At 33.9% G+C, this 18,069-nt stretch carries 17 protein-coding genes; 4 read left to right on the plus strand and 13 right to left on the minus strand.

Annotated elements, in window-relative coordinates; all coding sequences use genetic code 11:
* Window positions 1-137: 137 nt before the first annotated feature.
* A complete protein-coding gene (locus NSQ89_RS18735; RefSeq protein WP_047944445.1) occupies window positions 138-323 on the plus strand; it encodes a type Z 30S ribosomal protein S14 in 186 nt (61 codons plus the stop codon).
* A 409-nt stretch (window positions 324-732) separates the two neighbouring features.
* Here NSQ89_RS18735 and NSQ89_RS18740 read toward each other — a convergent pair whose 3' ends face one another.
* From NSQ89_RS18740 to NSQ89_RS18750, 3 genes are all read right to left on the minus strand, one after another.
* Window positions 733-1,734: an LLM class flavin-dependent oxidoreductase gene (locus NSQ89_RS18740; protein WP_144544569.1), complete on the minus strand. Its 1,002-nt coding sequence runs from the start codon at window positions 1,732-1,734 to the stop codon at window positions 733-735.
* A 143-nt stretch (window positions 1,735-1,877) separates the two neighbouring features.
* Entirely contained in the window at window positions 1,878-2,885 is a 1,008-nt protein-coding gene (gene rfbB, locus NSQ89_RS18745; RefSeq protein WP_144544567.1) for a dTDP-glucose 4,6-dehydratase, read from the minus strand.
* A gap of 293 nt (window positions 2,886-3,178) precedes the next feature.
* Window positions 3,179-4,117, minus strand: coding sequence for an LCP family glycopolymer transferase (locus tag NSQ89_RS18750; RefSeq protein WP_144544565.1), 939 nt, complete (start codon window positions 4,115-4,117; stop codon window positions 3,179-3,181).
* A gap of 488 nt (window positions 4,118-4,605) precedes the next feature.
* Between NSQ89_RS18750 and NSQ89_RS18755 the strand changes: the two genes are divergently transcribed.
* Window positions 4,606-5,364, plus strand: coding sequence for a CAP domain-containing protein (locus NSQ89_RS18755; protein WP_144544563.1), 759 nt, complete (start codon window positions 4,606-4,608; stop codon window positions 5,362-5,364).
* A 79-nt stretch (window positions 5,365-5,443) separates the two neighbouring features.
* Here the strand turns inward: NSQ89_RS18755 and NSQ89_RS18760 are convergent, their stop codons facing one another.
* The 6 genes from NSQ89_RS18760 to NSQ89_RS18785 form a co-directional block, all read right to left on the minus strand.
* Window positions 5,444-7,015, minus strand: a complete 1,572-nt coding sequence (locus tag NSQ89_RS18760; RefSeq protein ID WP_341133023.1) for an alpha-L-rhamnosidase-related protein — start codon at window positions 7,013-7,015, stop codon at window positions 5,444-5,446.
* Complete coding sequence (locus tag NSQ89_RS18765) at window positions 7,008-7,922, minus strand: ROK family protein (protein WP_144544559.1); 915 nt, start codon at window positions 7,920-7,922, stop codon at window positions 7,008-7,010. Before NSQ89_RS18765 ends, NSQ89_RS18760 begins: the two co-directional genes overlap by 8 nt.
* Before the next feature lie 63 nt (window positions 7,923-7,985).
* Entirely contained in the window at window positions 7,986-8,354 is a 369-nt protein-coding gene (locus tag NSQ89_RS18770; protein ID WP_144544557.1) for a hypothetical protein, read from the minus strand.
* A 298-nt stretch (window positions 8,355-8,652) separates the two neighbouring features.
* Window positions 8,653-9,480, minus strand: a complete 828-nt coding sequence (locus NSQ89_RS18775; RefSeq protein WP_144544555.1) for an ABC transporter permease subunit — start codon at window positions 9,478-9,480, stop codon at window positions 8,653-8,655.
* A complete protein-coding gene (locus NSQ89_RS18780; protein WP_321198260.1) occupies window positions 9,477-10,433 on the minus strand; it encodes a carbohydrate ABC transporter permease in 957 nt (318 codons plus the stop codon). The genes NSQ89_RS18775 and NSQ89_RS18780 overlap by 4 nt, the downstream gene beginning before the upstream one ends.
* Before the next feature lie 63 nt (window positions 10,434-10,496).
* Entirely contained in the window at window positions 10,497-11,777 is a 1,281-nt protein-coding gene (locus NSQ89_RS18785) for an ABC transporter substrate-binding protein (RefSeq protein ID WP_341133024.1), read from the minus strand.
* A 107-nt stretch (window positions 11,778-11,884) separates the two neighbouring features.
* On the opposite strand from NSQ89_RS18785, the gene NSQ89_RS18790 reads away from it, so the two are divergent.
* The gene (locus tag NSQ89_RS18790) at window positions 11,885-13,630 is read left to right on the plus strand and encodes a histidine kinase (RefSeq protein ID WP_144544552.1); all 1,746 of its coding nucleotides are present in this window, start codon (window positions 11,885-11,887) and stop codon (window positions 13,628-13,630) included.
* A complete protein-coding gene (locus NSQ89_RS18795) occupies window positions 13,623-15,119 on the plus strand; it encodes a response regulator (protein ID WP_144544550.1) in 1,497 nt (498 codons plus the stop codon). The genes NSQ89_RS18790 and NSQ89_RS18795 overlap by 8 nt, the downstream gene beginning before the upstream one ends.
* 343 nt (window positions 15,120-15,462) lie before the next feature.
* Here the strand turns inward: NSQ89_RS18795 and NSQ89_RS18800 are convergent, their stop codons facing one another.
* The 4 genes from NSQ89_RS18800 to NSQ89_RS18815 form a co-directional block, all read right to left on the minus strand.
* On the minus strand, window positions 15,463-16,104 hold the full coding sequence (locus NSQ89_RS18800; RefSeq protein ID WP_341133025.1) for a hypothetical protein: 642 nt from the start codon (window positions 16,102-16,104) through the stop codon (window positions 15,463-15,465).
* A gap of 38 nt (window positions 16,105-16,142) precedes the next feature.
* The gene (locus tag NSQ89_RS18805) at window positions 16,143-16,751 is read right to left on the minus strand and encodes a hypothetical protein (protein ID WP_061798122.1); all 609 of its coding nucleotides are present in this window, start codon (window positions 16,749-16,751) and stop codon (window positions 16,143-16,145) included.
* Between the two features lie 142 nt (window positions 16,752-16,893).
* Window positions 16,894-17,481: a restriction endonuclease gene (locus NSQ89_RS18810; protein ID WP_061798124.1), complete on the minus strand. Its 588-nt coding sequence runs from the start codon at window positions 17,479-17,481 to the stop codon at window positions 16,894-16,896.
* 83 nt (window positions 17,482-17,564) lie between these two features.
* Window positions 17,565-18,026 (minus strand): GNAT family N-acetyltransferase, encoded by a 462-nt coding sequence (locus NSQ89_RS18815; protein ID WP_095259284.1) that lies wholly within the window; start codon window positions 18,024-18,026, stop codon window positions 17,565-17,567.
* Window positions 18,027-18,069 lie beyond the last annotated feature (43 nt).

The raw sequence follows: 18,069 nt of genomic DNA on the forward strand, positions 1-18,069 counted from the left end.
TTCATAGAAAGTACTCCGAGGTTCTTCTGTTTCCCATGGTAATAATGGGGAACACAACCTTCTCTCTGTCTGCCATTAATCTCCTATTTATTTAAAATAATTATTAGTTTATAATTATTTTAAAAGGAGGCTGAATAATGGCTAAACAAGCACTTATCAATAAACAAAAACGTACTGCTAAATATAAAGTACAAGAATATACACGATGTGAACAATGCGGAAGACCTCATTCTGTATACCGCAAATTTAAATTATGCCGGATTTGCTTAAGAGAATTAGCCTACAAAGGCCAAATTCCTGGACTAAAAAAAGCAAGCTGGTAATATAGAGGAGAATCATGGGGATGGTTTTTACTGTTTCCTTTTCGTGTGTCTCTTCAAAAAAAGAAATGGTAGGACTGTCCCCTCGCTTCTCTCCTCTTTACTGTTCCTTTCTTACTGCCCATCCTAAAAATCCACTTACCAAATACCCAAATAATCCCACTTTTTCCTATTACTTTACCGTTTAATCTGCTTAAAATCGTCTATATATAAGAAAAAAGGAGGCGTTATAGATGGTTAATAATGAAGATTTAAAGAACAAAACAGTGGATCGTGATTTTAAAATAACAGAGGAACAAAAAGAGAAACAGCAAGAAAAGAAAAAAGAGGATAAAGAGAAATAATAATCATAAAAAGGGTACTTGCTTCAGGAGCTAGTACCCTTTTTATGATTTAATTCTTTGCTGAACTTTTATTTTCCCTCTACTACTTCTCTCAATATTTCATAAGAGCGTTTCTGTTTTTCAGGATCAAAAATATAAGAAACTGCCATGATTTCATCGACATTAAAGCGTTCCTGAAAAGCTGTAAGCTGGTTGCGAACGGAATCTTTGCTTCCTAAAAGAGTCACGCTAGACATGGATTTGGCCATTTCTTCTTCCTGTGGATTCCAAAGACCATCTAAACTATCCACTGGTGGCTGAAGCGGCATTTGTGTTCCACGCACAACATTTAGGAAAAATTGATGAGTAGATGTCTGTAAAACAGCTGCCTCTTCATCTGTTTCAGCGGCAATCAGATTTAAACAAACCACCATATATGGCTTATCCAAATACTTCGAAGGTTTGAAACGCTCACGATAAATCTTGATTGCATCTGCCATATATCTCGGTGCAAAATGAGAAGCAAACACATAAGGCAGTCCTAGACTTGCCGCTAAGTAAGCTGAATCAGTAGAAGAACCAAGAATATATATCGGTACATTTGTACCAACACCTGGATGTGCTTTTACATAGCCTTGATCCTCTTCAGGTCCAAAGTACGTTAGAAGAGCATTAACATCCTCTGGGAAGGTATAGACGGAATCCTTTTGCGAACGTCTTAATGCACTCGCAGTCAGCATATCAGTTCCAGGTGCTCTACCAAGTCCTAAATCTACTCGATTTGGATAAATCGTTGCCATCGTTCCAAACTGTTCGGCAACAACTAATGGAGAATGGTTTGGAAGCATCACGCCGCCAGATCCTACAATAATGCTGTCTGTGTGTTCAAGCGTATGCTTAATAAGAATTGCAGTTGCCGAACTAACAAGTGTAGATGTATTATGATGCTCTGCAATCCAATAACGTTTATAGCCCATTTTCTCTGTTGCTTGAGCTAAATCCACCATTGATTCAATAGCTTCTTTAGAAGTTTGTCCCTCTCGAATCGGGGCAAGGTTTAATACGGATATAGGTATATTTAAATTTGCCATTTTGCAAGATCCTTTCTTATTTAAGTCATTCTTAATCATATCAATTGCCTTACAGGAAAAAAAATTATTTGCTTGCGGAGCACCACAGGAATAGAAAAGGAAGGATAAATAGCCATATAACTCATGAAAATATTGTTCCCTATTCAGTCACAAACATCCTTATGATCCACTCTAAAAGAAGCAGAAGATACTCCCCTCTGCTTCTTTTTATACCATTGGATAGTTTGGGCTATACCGGTTTGAAATGTAAAAGTTGGCTGCCAGCCTAAAGCTGTTATTTTTGTTGGATCGATGGCATATCGTTTGTCGTGGCCGAGGCGGTCAGGGACGAATTCGATTAGATCTTCTGACTTACCTAGTATGTTTATAATGGTTCTTACTACTTCTATGTTTGTTCGTTCATTATGTCCACCAATGTTATAGACTTCTCCATTTTCACCTTTATGGAGCACTAAATCGATGGCTGCACAGTGATCAAATACATGTAGCCAGTCACGAATATTCTTCCCGTCTCCATATATAGGAATCTTTTGATCGTTTAAAACACGAGAAATCGTCAAGGGGATTAATTTCTCAGGAAATTGATAGGGTCCGTAATTATTCGAACAACGGGTAATATTAATTGGCAAACCATATGTTTGATGATAGGCACGAACAAGCATATCTGAAGATGCTTTACTTGCACTATAGGGACTATTGGGATGAAGTGGGCTATCTTCCGTAAAGAAAGAAGTGCAATCGAAGTCTAATTCTCCATATACTTCATCGGTTGAAACATGTAGAAACTTTGTTACGCCAATTGTTTTTGCCGCATCTAATAATACTTGCGTGCCAAGAACATTTGTCCTTACAAAAATTTCCGGATTTGTAATAGAGCGATCAACATGGCTTTCTGCAGCAAAATGTGTTACGTAGTCGAACCTCTCTTTTTCAAAAAGAGCAAGGATGGTATCTTTATCTACAATATCTGCCTTAATAAAATGATAATTCTTCTTTCCTTCTATTGTTTTATGCTTTATTAAATCACCTGCATATGTTAGTAAATCCAAATTATAAATTTCATAATCCGGATATTTATTCACCATATATTGAACAAAATTTCCTCCAATAAACCCTGCCCCACCTGTTACTAAGACCTTCTTTCTCGCCATTTCACTTACCTCCTTCTCTTTTATATATAAAGCTTTCTCTCTCTCTACTATTGGAATACAGTATGTCTATATTTATTATAGTGAAAATTTTCCTGCCAATATAGATAAACAAAAAAACACTGCTTTCTTCAGTTTTTTGTTCATCCATTAAGAAAGAGCGGTTGGGTTATAAAAATAATTCCTATACTTGTAATTTGCAATTCATTGCATTCTTTTAGCAAAGACAGAGACAGGAGAATTGTCCCCCTAAAAAAGGTACTAGCTATTTTCAGCTAGTACCTTTTTATCCTTCTTTATTGTAAATTCTCACTCAACATATCATGCACTTTCGTTTTTTCTTCTTCTGGAACATTTAAATAATAAGTTTGTCCAGGAGGAGTGCCTTGTCCTTTTACTTCATATTGCTCTACGGATTTTCGCACATCACGGTAATTTTTCTGTATGGTCATCATTTGATCAAACGTAATGTTTGTTTTGACATTTGCTCCAAGTGCATCTAGTATTTCATCAAAATGAGCTACTGTTGATATTCCTGTAGCCTTATCAATAATAGCCGTAATGACTTCCCTTTGTCTATCATTTCGACCAAAATCACCATTTGGATCTAGATGACGCATTCTAACAAATCCCAATGTTTGGGGACCATCTAATGTTAAAGTTCCCTTTTTATAATGATAGCCTTTTTTATAATATCCTTCATCAATCCAATCCAAGTCATTTTGAACAGTAATCCCGCCAATGGCGTCAACCAAATCACTTAGTGCTTCCATATTTACTTGGATATAATAATCCATTTTAACACCTGTGAAATTTTCTACCGTATCCTTAGCCATTTTCACTCCGCCATAAGCATAGGCTGCATTAATTTTTGTTACGCGCCCATCCCCAATGATTTCTGTTTTCGTATCACGAGGAATACTTACCATCTGCATTTTATCTTTATTTGGATTCAAAGTCATAACGATGAGAGTATCCGATCTTCCTACATCACCTTTTCTTTCATCCACACCCATAAGCAAAATAGAGATTGGTTTTGTATTATCAAGCTTTTCTTCTCTTGCCTGTTTTTCTGAATTCGAATCATCTTCAAGAGGATTATACATTTTGTTTGCTGTCTCTTCTACGCTATGAAATAGATAAAACACGTAAGACCCTAATCCAATAACAAGTATTCCAATAATTACTCCTAAAGTAATCCATATCTTTTTCTTTTTGCTTTTCCTTGTTTTCATTCTCGCTCTCACTTTCCTTGTTAAATTTTCGCTCATCCATTTTATTATAAAAAAATGAGAAAATGATGAAAATAAGGATGATTCTCCTAAATTTTCTAACAAGAAAGCAGGAGAACCGTCCCTCTCTATCCTTAATAAACTCGGTTGGCTCCAACGTAATACTGGGACCAATAGGAATTATCGATGAAGTAGGCAATCCTTTTGTAGTTGAAGCGGAGATAGATTGGTTTATTCCCCCTATAAAATCCTACATAGGAAATGATCTCTGTTGAATTAACTATAAAGAATGCTAAATCGTATAGCCGTAAATTAATCTAATACTTAACTTCCATCCTTAGTATGTATTCAAAAAGACTATTCTACTGCGAACAGAACCAACCAATTCATGGTAATTATCACTCTGTATCCCTCTAATTCCCATATGTAATTTTATTTAAAGGTGAAAAAATAAAAGGGTAAAAACTTTATATACAAAAGGAGAAAATATAATGAAGATTAAAAATACATTTTCTGTCCTTGCATGCATGAGTTTTCTTGTGCTAGCAGGATGTAATAATAATGATCATGAAGCTTCAGATATGAATATAGATCGTTATAATGACTCTACAATTTCTAGCTTAAAAACAAATGTAAATAGTAAGAAATATCCGCATACACAACCTGTAAAAATACAAAATGCTAAATACGAATTTCGAACAATTGTCGGAACGTATGATTCAAATAATCCAAATGCAACAAATAAACAACAAGTGCAAAAAGCCACTCCACAACAGCAACAGGCTACAGAGCAGCAACAAGCAAATCAAGGTGCACAACCAGGTGCTCAATCTGCTCCGCAAACAACACCTAATAATACAGCAAAAAAAGAACCAAGTAACTTTGTGTCGGAAGTTATCGACTTAACAAACGCTGAAAGAAAAAAACAAGGACTTCCTGCTTTACAAGCGTATCCGGAATTAAACAACGTAGCAGATATGAAAGCGAAAGATATGAATGACAAGGGATATTTCTCCCATACAAGTCCTACTTATGGATCGCCATTTGACATGATGAGAGACTTTGGAATTACGTACGAGTCAGCCGGTGAAAACATTGCACAAGGACAACGTTCACCGGAAGAAGTAGTCAACGCTTGGATGAATAGTGAAGGTCACCGTGCCAATATCCTAAATGATAAGTACACACATATCGGTGTTGGTTTTGATGAAGGCGGTTATGAATGGGTGCAAATGTTTGTTAAAAAGTAAAGAAAGCAAATGATAAAACATTATCATTTCTAGGAAAGCAAAAAAGACACAATTAGCAAGGCTAGTTGCGTCTTTTTTGTTATAAATTATACTTTCTGATTAAATAGGTTGGTGTGCAACTCCAAGCATGGCAGTAGCTATTGATTAGATAGCCTCCATAAGGTGAGAAAGTTTTATCTTTTGGATTATAGAGTTCCCAAAATGTATCTGCTCCATCTTTTAGCATTTCTCCCCAATATTCTTTAATTTTTTCCACAGCGGTTTCTTTTTCTCCTGCAACTATGTATGCCTCTACAAGATGATGATACATATAAGGAGTCGATGGCTCAATAGCAGAGACAGTTGATAATTTCCTTAAAATACATTGTGCCTCCACTGTCGAAGGAACACCTGCAAGAATCATCCATACCTGACTTGCGTAGGATATCTGCTTATTTTCACCACTAATAAATAATCCAGTATTTGAATCCCACAGATGTTTTTTACTTGCCTCTACTAATAGAGGAATTTTATCCTCTAAAAACATTGCGTGTTCTTTATTAACTATCTCTGCAATCGAAAGTGCCTTTTTCATTATATATATAAGGATGCCTTGAGCAGCTGTTTCCTTTTCCAATCCTTCAGCCCAATCAATAAAAGCAAAGAAGCCTTCTCCTTTTAAAAGATTATTTGTATCTACAGACTTTAATGCATTCTCTATTTGTTTAAAAGCAATTGGCCATAGTTCTATCAGCGTCTCTGTATCTTTTGTTTCTTTATAGTAGTCTACTAATGTATCCATAAAAAAGAGAGAGTAATCAGTAAAATAAGTATCATCTGCAATAACAGCCGGTTTGATAAATAAATTGGCAGCAATCCTACCTTTATCGTCGGGTGTGCCTGCAAAAAGATATAGACAGCGTTTTACTAGGTCATTATTTGTAACTGTTGCATAATTAGCTAACGCTTGAAGGCGGAGATCTCCTAGCCATAGACGGCGATCACGTTTCGGACCATCTTCAAATACCTCCTGCATACAATCAACAAGTGTCTTTATGCTGACTTCGTCAATTCTCTTCAGAAGCAAATCTGAATTCTCCAGTTTGCTAACAACTGCTGTGTCTGCTGAACTTACACTTTTACAAACTATATTATTAAAACAAACCTTGTATTTGGGTGAGGTAGCTAGTACTTCTATTTTTACATATCGAAAACTATAGCGCCTCTCTAAATTAAGAATTCCAGGCAATACATCCATATGAATAAATTCTTCTTGTAACCAAGCACTGCTTATAATTCCATTGTAGGTTGAAAAATCCTCCGCAACTTCAACTGGCATTTCTCCAAAAGTGATTTTCAGATGAAGCGGCGCATCCGGTGGGCTCCCCACTGGTTTAATGTGTAGGGATAAATAGCCTACTTGATGATTATCAAAATCAAGGATAATTTGATCCTTTTTCCCAAAAGTTAAATCCGGTAATTTCTCTATGGAATGAATATGTTTTGTTTTCCACCCATGTATGATTTCATCATCAGGAACTACATCTACTATTTGAACGGGATGAACAATTGTTTCTTTTAATCTAGGAAGTAATCTCTCTGCCTTTTGTAAAAAGTTCTTATTCTCGATAATCCTTCTATCTTGATTTTGTTGAAAAATCATTTCACTCATACACGATTTCCCCACCTTTTTTCATACCTTTTAAAAATTGATACAGGGCTCCATACAAATTAGCATCACTAAGAAACTTGCAAGGAACTACTACTGGTTTTGCTATGTGGAAAGGGTTTTCTTTTCTTAATTGCTCCATTGCCCAGTGGATTCTCTCATGTAGAATAGGTTGCGAACTAATCCCACCCCCTATGGAAAATAGCTCTGGATCCAAAATATATTGTAAATTCATTATTTGGGCAGCTATATAAAGACAATATTCATCAAAAATCTCGTTAGCCACTTTATCACCAGAGTTAATATAATCAAAAACTGCTTCTCCGTCTGTTAAATCATGCAATTGTTTTGTTTCTGCAATATGTTTTATCATTTTAACAGCTGAACAATCATTCCCTACAAACCTTCCCTTTTTTGTTGATGTATCTATATTACTCATCACATAGCTGAGCTCACCTGCAGATAAATTTATCCCACGATGAAGTTGTCTATTAAGGATAATACCTCCCCCAACTCCACTACCGAGAATCAAAACAACTGCATCATTTACTTCCTTTAAACTACCTTGCCATAGCTCAGCTAATGCTGCACATTTCCCATCATTCTCAATGGTCACCTTTTTTCCGTATTTCTTCTGCAAATCGCATGCCAAATTTACTTTATGCAAAAAAGGATAAGAGCCACCATAATAAATCATCCCTGTATTCACATCAATTGTTCCTGGACAACTAAGGGCAATTCCCTTTATATTCGTTAGGCTATGTGCTTCCACAATTTCATAAAGAATATTTTTAAAAGCAATTAAGTTTTCTGTTGTCGATCTTTTTTTACTTTTGCAGTGAAGATTACCTTCCCTATCCATTAATCCATATTTTATAAAGGTTCCTCCTATATCAATCACCAAATACATCTACTATGCTCCTAACTTATTTTTTTAAATACCTACTGTGTAAAATGAGGAAATAACTCCATCTTACTCGAGATTAACTAATCGAATTGATTTCGTATTAGCTCTAAACAGAAAGTAGAGAAAATATAAAGCTGTACTGAAAATAAAAAGGATAAACATAAAAGAAATTTTCTGAACAGCAATAATCAGTGCTGCCATCAAAACAATCATTAATACACTTAATGGAATTTGTTTTAAAAAATTTATCATACAAAATAGTAATAATTTTTTTCCTTCATACTTTTGAGCATTGCCAATCATTATGATTACCATTAAAACTTCTATGCAAAAGAAAATAACATTCATCATTGTAAATACATTGGTTACATAGGATGCTTGCAAAGGAACATATAAAGTAGACAATGTTAGAAATATGCAAAATATACATGCCATCCATATTTTCCACTCATGTTTTACTGTATAAATTAGTTCCTTACAAAATGTATAAAATATTCTTGTTGATTCATTTTTTAATAGCTTATTCAAGCATCTTACACTTGCAACGCAAGAAGGAATAATAGTTTGACTTACAAGAAAAAACAAAGGGAAAAAGATAAGCTTAAAATCAATCGCAAAAAAGAATTGAAAAAACAATACATTTGTTATTAAAAACAAACTATTCAAAATAAAAAACTGATAAATATAATTGGAATAGCTCAAGCCCTTCTCCATAAAATTTCTCATTTCATCTCTATCCCTTCACCGCACCTGAGGATATACCGCTTACAAAATGTTTTTGTAATAAAGAGAAAGTGATAATTAACGGAATAGCACATAGAATACAAGCTGCAAAAAGCACACTCCATTGCGCTGGGTTTTCTTTATCTCCTAAGAAATTAAGCATCGTAACCGGGAGACTCATTTCCGCTTGTTTGCTGACAAAGATTAATGGATAGAAGTAGTCGTTCCAAATCCATATACCTTGAGTTATCACTACCGAAACAGTTGCAGGAGATAATAATGGAAAGACAATTTTAAAAAAGCGAGTAAATAAATTTGCCCCATCTAAATAAGCTGATTCTTCTATTTCAGCTGGAATCGTTCGCATAAATCCAGTGTATAAGAATGCTGAAAATGGAATGCTACAGGTAATAAACATAATCATTGGTGTAAATCGATTACTAGGCACACCTAATGTATTAAATACTTGCGCAATAGGGATTACCACCATTTGTCCCGGAATAATCAAGCCAGAAATAAACAGAATATATAGTAATTTACTCCATTTATTTTGTATTCTGCCGAGTGGGTAAGCAGCCATTGAAGCCAGCAAAACAACAACAAATACGCTACCAAAAGTAGTAATAATACTATTTATAAAGGAGGTGCCAAAGTTCATTGCCTGAAAAGCTGTCTTATAACTTTCAAAAGAAAACTCCGTAAACAATTTTAACGGAGAAGAAGTATCTCCAGGCGGTTTGAAAGAAGTTGACAACGCTATCGCTAATGGTGCCAATGTTACTATTAAAAAAATGATGAGCCCAAAGTGAATTCCCATTTTTCCATATTTTATTTTCATTCCATTTCACTCTCCTTCTTATTCATGATGATCAATAAGAGGGCTGTAATAATAATTATTACAATAAACGAAACGACAGAGAATGCTGCTGCTTTCCCAAACTGCTGCTCTGTAAATGCCATCTTATAAATAGAAAACATCAATGTATTAGTTGACTCACCAGGACCGCCATTAGTCATAATAAACGGATAGTCAAATGCTTTTAAACCATTAATAACGGATAATACTATGTTTATAGTAATAGCCGGAGCTAATAAAGGAATTTTCACATACCGAATAAGTTGTAATTCATTACACCCATCCATACTTGCCGATTCAAGCAAAGAATCATCAATTGTTTGTAACCCTGCTAAATAAATAATCATCGTTTGTCCAATGTTCTTCCATATATCAACTACTGTTATTCCATATAAGGCATTTTGGTAATCACCTAAAATATTAAATGTACTTGCATCGATTCCAATCAAATTCATAACGGAAGGGATCATACCCGATTGAGGCATATAAACATAGCTCCAAATAAAGCCAATTACTATTGCGCTAAATAATGCAGGAATATAGGCTGCTGAACGATAAAATCCCATTCCTTTTATCTTGGTATTTAAAGCCATTGCCAAAATAAGAGCCAAAATATTTCCTACTATAACTAGTAAAACGGTATATATTAAAGTATTTTTTATTGAATTTGTTAAAGTTCCAGACTCGATAATCGATTTAAAATTATCGAACCCAACATTATTATAATTCATGTTAAAACCGTTAAAATCAGTAACACTAAAAGTAAACAGTTTTAAAAATGGCCATATCCAAAAGACAGCAAATATTAATAAAGCTGGGATTACAAAAATAAATAATCGATTATTCATAACGAGAGACTGCTGTTTCATCAAGTTATTCTTTTTCGGTTTTCTAGGTCTATTCAACTCTGCTTTAATTTCTTTAACAGTTTCCATGAAAGATGACTCCTCCTCCAAAAGAGGATAAAGGGGATTTCTACCCCTCTATCATTTTCTATATTACTCACTCTTCAACTCATCGAACTTCGCTTGCATCGCCTTGGCAACATCTTTTGGATCTAGTTTACCAGTACCAATCATTTCACTAAACTTCGCTTGCATTTCCGTTTCTGTTCCTGATGGCCAGGCTTGATTACACCAATAGAAGGAGCGTCCTGCTTCGAATGCAGGAATAACATCATTAAATACAGGATTGCTTAATTCCACTCCTTTATAGGTTGTGAAAGAAGTGGCAGTTTGAATCCATGCATAATAAAACGCAGATTCACCATCTGACATTTTATTAAAAATTTCTTTCAGCATCTCTTTATGTTCACTTTTTGAACTTATTGCATATCCAGCTGCAGTTGCCGCAGCGATATAAGAATCTCCAGTATCATTTGCCGGTAATCCCATAAAACCTAATTCAAAATGATCATTTTCTAGTGCAGGAAAGCTAAAATCTCCGTCAAAAATCATTGCTGCTTGTTGATCTTTAAATATTTGCTGTGCCTGCGGCTGACCTAATCCCAATGAATTACTAGTTACATATCCCTTATCATAAAGCTCTTTGTACATTGTAATTGTATTAACCCATAAAGTGTCTGTAAAATTGGTTTCCCCTGTGTATAATTGATTATCAAAATCAGGATTGTTTGGATATACTTGGTTAGCAGCGATTTGATACATTCCAAATTGAATCATAAAAGAATCTTTATCCCCCATTACAATAGGAGTAATACCAGCTTTTTTAAGTACCTCACACGCATTTAGAAATTCATCCCAATTTTTAGGGATTTCAAGATTATTCTCCTTAAATACATCTTTGTTATACCATGTTCCTAATACACCAATCCCACTGGATAAAGCATACGGTTTACCCTTATAAGACATATCCTCTTTCCCTTGCTCAACAAGTTTGTCCCAATTTTCTAGGTCAGACAAATCTTCAATGTACCCTGCTTTTGCCATTTCTTCTACCGAACTTGCACTAGCCTTTTTGGGTTGAACTAGGAACATATCCGGTGATTGCCCTGTAGATAATTTACTTTTTAAAGCTGTATAGTATTGATCATCAGGTAATAACGTATATTCAACCTTTGTACCTGGATATTCTTTTTCTACTAACTCTTTAAATCGTTCTAAAAAAATGCCCTGTGTACCATTTTTCACACCAGATGCCATTACGGTAATGGTATTACTATTTCCTGTACCACCAGAACTCTTATTGCTTCCACAAGCAGTTAAAAGTGTCATTATTAAAATCATAGTAATAATCGTTGTTAAAACCTTTTTCATCATTTATCCCCCTTTTCATTTCTATATGTCCATAATAAAATAGGTGAAGTATATTTTTTTTTACTGTTATGGTATACTTTTTTTAGATTATTCATGTTAGGGTGACCGTTTTGAAAATTCAAAAAAAGCTAATGCTATATACTTTAGTGATTACTGGTCTGTCCTTGTTGTCGCTCGGATTTTATTCTTATACTTTCTACTACAATAATTCTTCGAAAGAAATGAAAGCGAATACAAATTCTGTTATGCACCAGGCTATAGATACCCTCAATAATCAAATAGACGAAATAGACATTCTAACAGAAAAAGCACAATTTTATTCAAAAAGTTCCTATAATCTAATGAATGATTTGCGTAAATATAAATCAAGTAACTATTCGAAAGAGGACCTATATTACACTAATGAGGAAATAAAAGGAATCTTTTCTACATTGCTATATCGTACAAGCAATATTAATTTCTTAGCAATCATCACACCTAACGGTCATATCTTTTCCTATTCCAATACATATAAAGATTTTTCCTATGGATTTAATCCGCTTGATGAACCTTGGTATAAGGAAGCATTAAAAGCGAAAGGTGATCTGGTTATCAGCATACAGCAAGAAAATAACTACATCGTTAACGGCTATAACGAATCTACTATCTTTTTTACAAGAGCAATCTATGATTTTTATTCTAAAAAACTATTAGGAGTAATGCTAGTTAACTGTGAGCCCGACTTTTTTCGTTTTATTTCGGAAAATTCCTTGCAGAATATGGTTGGGTTTCAAGTAATCAAATCAGACTCATTTGAGACGCTTTATGAAAATTTAAATAAACAGATGGATACAAACCCATATATAAAAAATCAAACCTTGGCTTCAACAGAATATCCCATTCAAATTCGTGCCTTTATTGACTTTAGTGATTACCACAAGTTACTTTTCAAGACATTCGTCACGGTCATACTTATTTTGGGCATTGTGCTTGCTGTATCTTCTGTTATTTTTTACTTTTTTTCAAAAAAATTCACTTTACCGATTATTAATTTATCAAAGGTAATGAGAAAAAACTCCATGAATAATATTTATTGTTTGGAAGACTCTTCTTTTTCTAAACAAAATAACGAAATTGGAACCCTTTATCGAGAATATCAAAAAATGTTGACTACACTTAATCAATATCTTACTGAAAAAATAGCATTTGAGAAAACTCTATTAACAACAGAAATGAATGTATATAAAAACCAAATTGATTCCCACTTTCTTTACAATACATTAGAATCCATCAATTCTTTAGCAGAACTCGAGGATATTGAAGAAATATCCATCATAACTATTGCTCTTTCAGATATGTTTAAATATGCGTCCAACGGTTTTGTAAACGACGCTCAACTTTCAGATGAGCTTAAACATGTAGAAGATTATCTTAAAATACAAGAAATTCGTTATCAGAAGAAATTTGATTACGAAGTTAAAATTCAATCTGATGAACTCTACCATTCAATTGTTCCAAAATTAATACTCCAACCATTAATTGAAAATGCGATAAATCACGGTTTTAATAAAGGACATCTAGACGGAAAAATTCAGATACACATCAGTTTACATGGTGATAATCTACTAATCCAAGTTTCTGATAATGGAAAGGGAATGAATAACGCAGAATTACTTAAATTGAGAAAGAAACTTAAAGATGCAGTTACAATTATTCGGCATTTAGAATCTCATATAGGCCTAATCAATATCCAAACTCGACTGGTACTTACTTTTGGAAAGGAATATGGCTTAATTATGGAAAGTGCGCTAGACCAGGGTACGAATGTAACCATTTTAATTCCCTTGATGATTAGGAGGACAGAAGATCTTGTATAATTTTATTATTGTTGATGATGAAGAAATAATCCGAAAAGGAACATTAAAAAAAATACAAAAACTCAACTATCCGCTAACCTGTATTGGGGAAGCATCTAATGGACTAGAAGCCTTAGGTTTACTAAATAAACTTAAACCTGACTTTATTATCACAGATATGGATATGCCCTTAATGGATGGCACCCAGCTTTTAGACAATCTAATAAAAAATCACCCTAATCTTAAAGTAATGGTTATTAGTGGATTTGAAAATTTTTCTTATGCCCAAAAGGCTATCCAAGCAAAAGCACTAAGCTATATTTTAAAACCCTTCAGTCGAGAAACTATTGGTACGGTCCTCACCCAAATAATGGAGACATTACAAGAAGAGAAGGAGAAGAAAAAGAAAAATAACACATCGAATATAGCAGAATGGAATTTATTAAGCCATTTTATTATAGGGAACATAACGATTAATAAACTTCCAATACATTTAATCAAAGAATTTTCTAATAAGCAATTAAGATTAGCAACTATTTACTATGAGCAAGCAATCCAAGCAAAAACGCTAACAGAAAATTGTATCTTTTTGCCTCATCCACAGGAGGATAACATAGAATTTGTCATTCTAGAAGAGGAGGATAAACTAAATTTTTGTGACAGACTTTCCAGCTTATCTTTTACATCCAATTCATTTCTATGTGGGATCAGCGAAAAAGTGGATAACCCAACACAGCTTTTCGAAGCATATAAACAAACCATTACAGCAATTAATACAAAACAGAATAATGAAATAAAAAATATATTTCATTATAAAAGAAACGAAGAAAAGCGTATAATCCACTTTGAAAAAATAGATGAGATTATTTTCTTTATTGAATCTGGAAAAAGCAATGTATTGAAAGAGAGATTGACAGCTATCCTTACAGACATGATAAAAACAAATAACTTAACTTTAGGAGAAGTCAAACAAATCGGTATTTTTCTTCTAGAGCAAACAAAAGGTATGCTAAACAATTTTTATAATACAAATACAAACCATACATTACCTGATATCTATAAAACAGTTTATGAAACAATATTTTCCTTTGAAAAATTAATAGAATACTTCATAAACTTCCTTTCGAATATAGCTGAAAGTATGAGCTATGAAAAAATTTATGCTTCTAAGGATACTATTGAAAATGTGAAGAGTTATATTTCAAAATATTATTATAAAGATATAAAATTAGACTTTTTATCAGATATATTCTTTCTCAATAGTACTTATCTATCTACTCTTTTTAAAGAAAGAACAGGCCAAAAATATATCGACTTTTTAAATTCAGTACGTATTGAAAAAGCAAAAGAACTATTAAATAAATCCGATCGAAAAATATATCAAATTTCAAAAGCAGTAGGCTATGATAACCCTAAATATTTCTTTCGCGTTTTTAAAAAGTACACTGGAGTTTCCCCAGAACAATATAAAAAAGGACTTCAGGAAGAAGGATCTTCAGCTTTCATTTAAAGACGGTTACTGGATTGGTGATAACAGGTCTTTTTAGGATAATTTTTACCATTCAACCAGACATTATTGATTATTCGGAGGACAAAAATAATAAAAGTATTGTAACTTTTTTAAGGTTTTGCAGATAAAAATACGCTTCATCTAGGTACCAAAAGTAATCTGATTACTAATTGGTATAACCAACCATGATATTCTACAAACTCGATGGCAAACAAAGCATAATGGATACTGAGCTAAACCGAAGACCAGCCTATAAAACAATAATGTGAAAATCTCTAAAGTATAGAGATAGTTCTTGTGAAGGCACATATTAGGGAATCAGTAGAATCTGATTCCTTTTTCTTTACTGTAAGTTTAAGAACACGTTCCCTCCAAGCATCTCTTCATAGCGTAGCTGCGCTTTTTCTCCTTTTTTCACTAATCCAGAGATATAGCCTTCTTTTTCGTTTCCTACATACATTTCATAACTAAATTCAGGGTCAGTTGTACCGAGAATGTCACCACTATATATATCCCCATTTTCACTAACCATTTCGAAATTCATTATTCCGTCAATATAAAGGGACAAATCTTTTGTAGCCGATTCAGTAAACTTCACTTTTGTTTTCGCTAAAAGCCATTCATATCCATCTGGCGCAGGCTCATTGAATTCATTCATAGATTTCAATTTTTGATAAGCATCCTCTCCGCGTGTCACTTCCAATACAGTTAAATCAAACTTTATGGGAAAGGACTCCCCTTTGTCATTATATAGTTCATCTTCAACCGTTACTGTCTTCTTCAATGGGACTGGATTGCTTCGAGAGCCGAGCTTCGACTTTGCTTCTTCTTTCTTATCTGACTTTTTTGTCTGCACTTCTTCTTGAGCTTCATCACTCTCTTTCATTTTTACATCCTTGGTATCTTGTCCACATCCTCCAAGAATAGTGATAATAAATAAACTAGTTAGACACAGCTTAAATGTATTTGGTAGATTCTTTTTCATGTTCATTCTCCTTACTTTTCTCTATGTAAAAACTCCTTCTATTTATCCGAATCCTCTTCTAAATCATCAGGATAAATGGTTTCATCCAAAACTTTCTTTGTAGCCTCGTCTTTTGTCCAAATCTTGACTTGATAATCATCTGGGTCTACGCCACTATACACTTGATACATCATGCCTGTTATTCCAAGGGTAAAAATAGCAAAACTATCCATACTATCTTCATATTTCTTTTTATCAACCACTAACGTAAATTCAGAAAATGATTTATTATGCGTGATATCCTTAATAGATACATAATCATCACTCTCTTTTATTTCCTTAATGGATTCTTCTAACGAGGTTTCCATTTCCTTCATCATCTCTTTATGTTTTGCCTTAGACATTTTATAAGTAAGGGAACCATCTTCATTTTTAGTAACTTTAATGCCCTCTTTTTCTACATCCGCAATTACGGAATCAATATCTTCCCCTTCAAACAAAGAGGCTGGCAGTGTGATTTCAACATTTAAAAGACCTTTATCCACATTCACCTTTTGTTCATCTGCTTGTTTGTTATTATCCGTATTTTCCTTTTTATTCTTATCTGCTGAACAAGCAACAAGCAATATCATACATACTGCCAGAAAAGCATACGTAAATTTCCTCATAAAAAATCCCCCTCCAAATCATTTTTGACAGAACCATTTCCATTATTATTCCTTTTTCCTATTTTCCAATACATCTAAAAAAGAAGCAGAGAGATGGCTCTTCCGAATACATAACTTCAGATGAGCCGTCCCTCTGCTTCCCTTAAACGAGCAATAATTCCTTCATTTCTTTTTCCTCTTTGCTCAAACTACTTAACCAGCTTTCCACAAACTTAACACCGTCGATTAATTCAACATTTAATCCTTTGGCATATTCATAAGCTGCAGATGTAAAGCTGCCTGTTGTAATAACATATCCACCTTGAGCTCCTCGTTTGATTATATTCGAATGAATCAGGGCAATTGAATCAAATGGTAAATCTCCTTGATAACATTTTACTTGTCCAAGAAACAATCCTTTTTCTGTTTCATGTTCAAAGTCTACTCCAAAATCACCTGTCGGAGGAGTCACCCATGTCGATCCGCCTCTTGTCTTCTCCATAATTTCCGCAGCAAACCTTTCAAATTGGCGAGGATCTTGTTTTAAATAAATAGATGAATAGTTATTGTCTTTTTCCTCTTTACAAAACCTTAAATAAAGCCCCATTGCCAATGTCTTTTTTAACTCGTCACTTGACTCGATATGATTAGCCAGCAGAGTAGTCTGATAATCATTTTCTTTTTTGGTCCATAAGTATTTCATAAAAGCCAAGATTAAAAGAATCGCTACTATAATTTCTATGTAGAACATTTCACAACACCCCTTGCATTATTAAAGGGTAGGCAGGAATGCTGTATTTTATACCGAAATTAGGTATTCAAATCTAATCTTCGTTACTTAGTTTGCGCTATTTTTCCGTTTAATAACATATCAATATGAGGAATATTGTCTTCTAAATATACTTCTGATATGGCTTGAAAGCCAAAAGACTGATAAAAGTTCCGCAAATAGTCCTGTGCCTGAATTTTTATCCTCTCTTCTTTTAGCTCTTGCTTGATATAATCAATCCCGCGACTTACAAGCTCTTCTGCAAATCCTTGTCCTCTATATTCTTTCTTTACAAAAATTCTCCCTAAAGAGGCCTCTGGATATGACACCCCTGGAGGTAAAATTCTTAAATACGCAACAATCTCCCCCTGTTTTTCAGCAAAAAGATGAAACGATTCTAAATCCTTTCCATCCACCTCTAAATAAGGACAATTTTGCTCCACCACAAAAACAGCCGTTCTCTCTTTCAAAAGCGTATATAATTCCACGTTTGTTAACTCATTAAATTTCTTTATATGCCATTTCACCTGTATATTTCCCCCTCTTTAGTCCTCAGAGGAACGATTGTAC

The organism is Niallia sp. FSL R7-0648 (assembly GCF_038007005.1).
Lineage (GTDB): Bacteria > Bacillota > Bacilli > Bacillales > Cytobacillaceae > Niallia > Niallia circulans.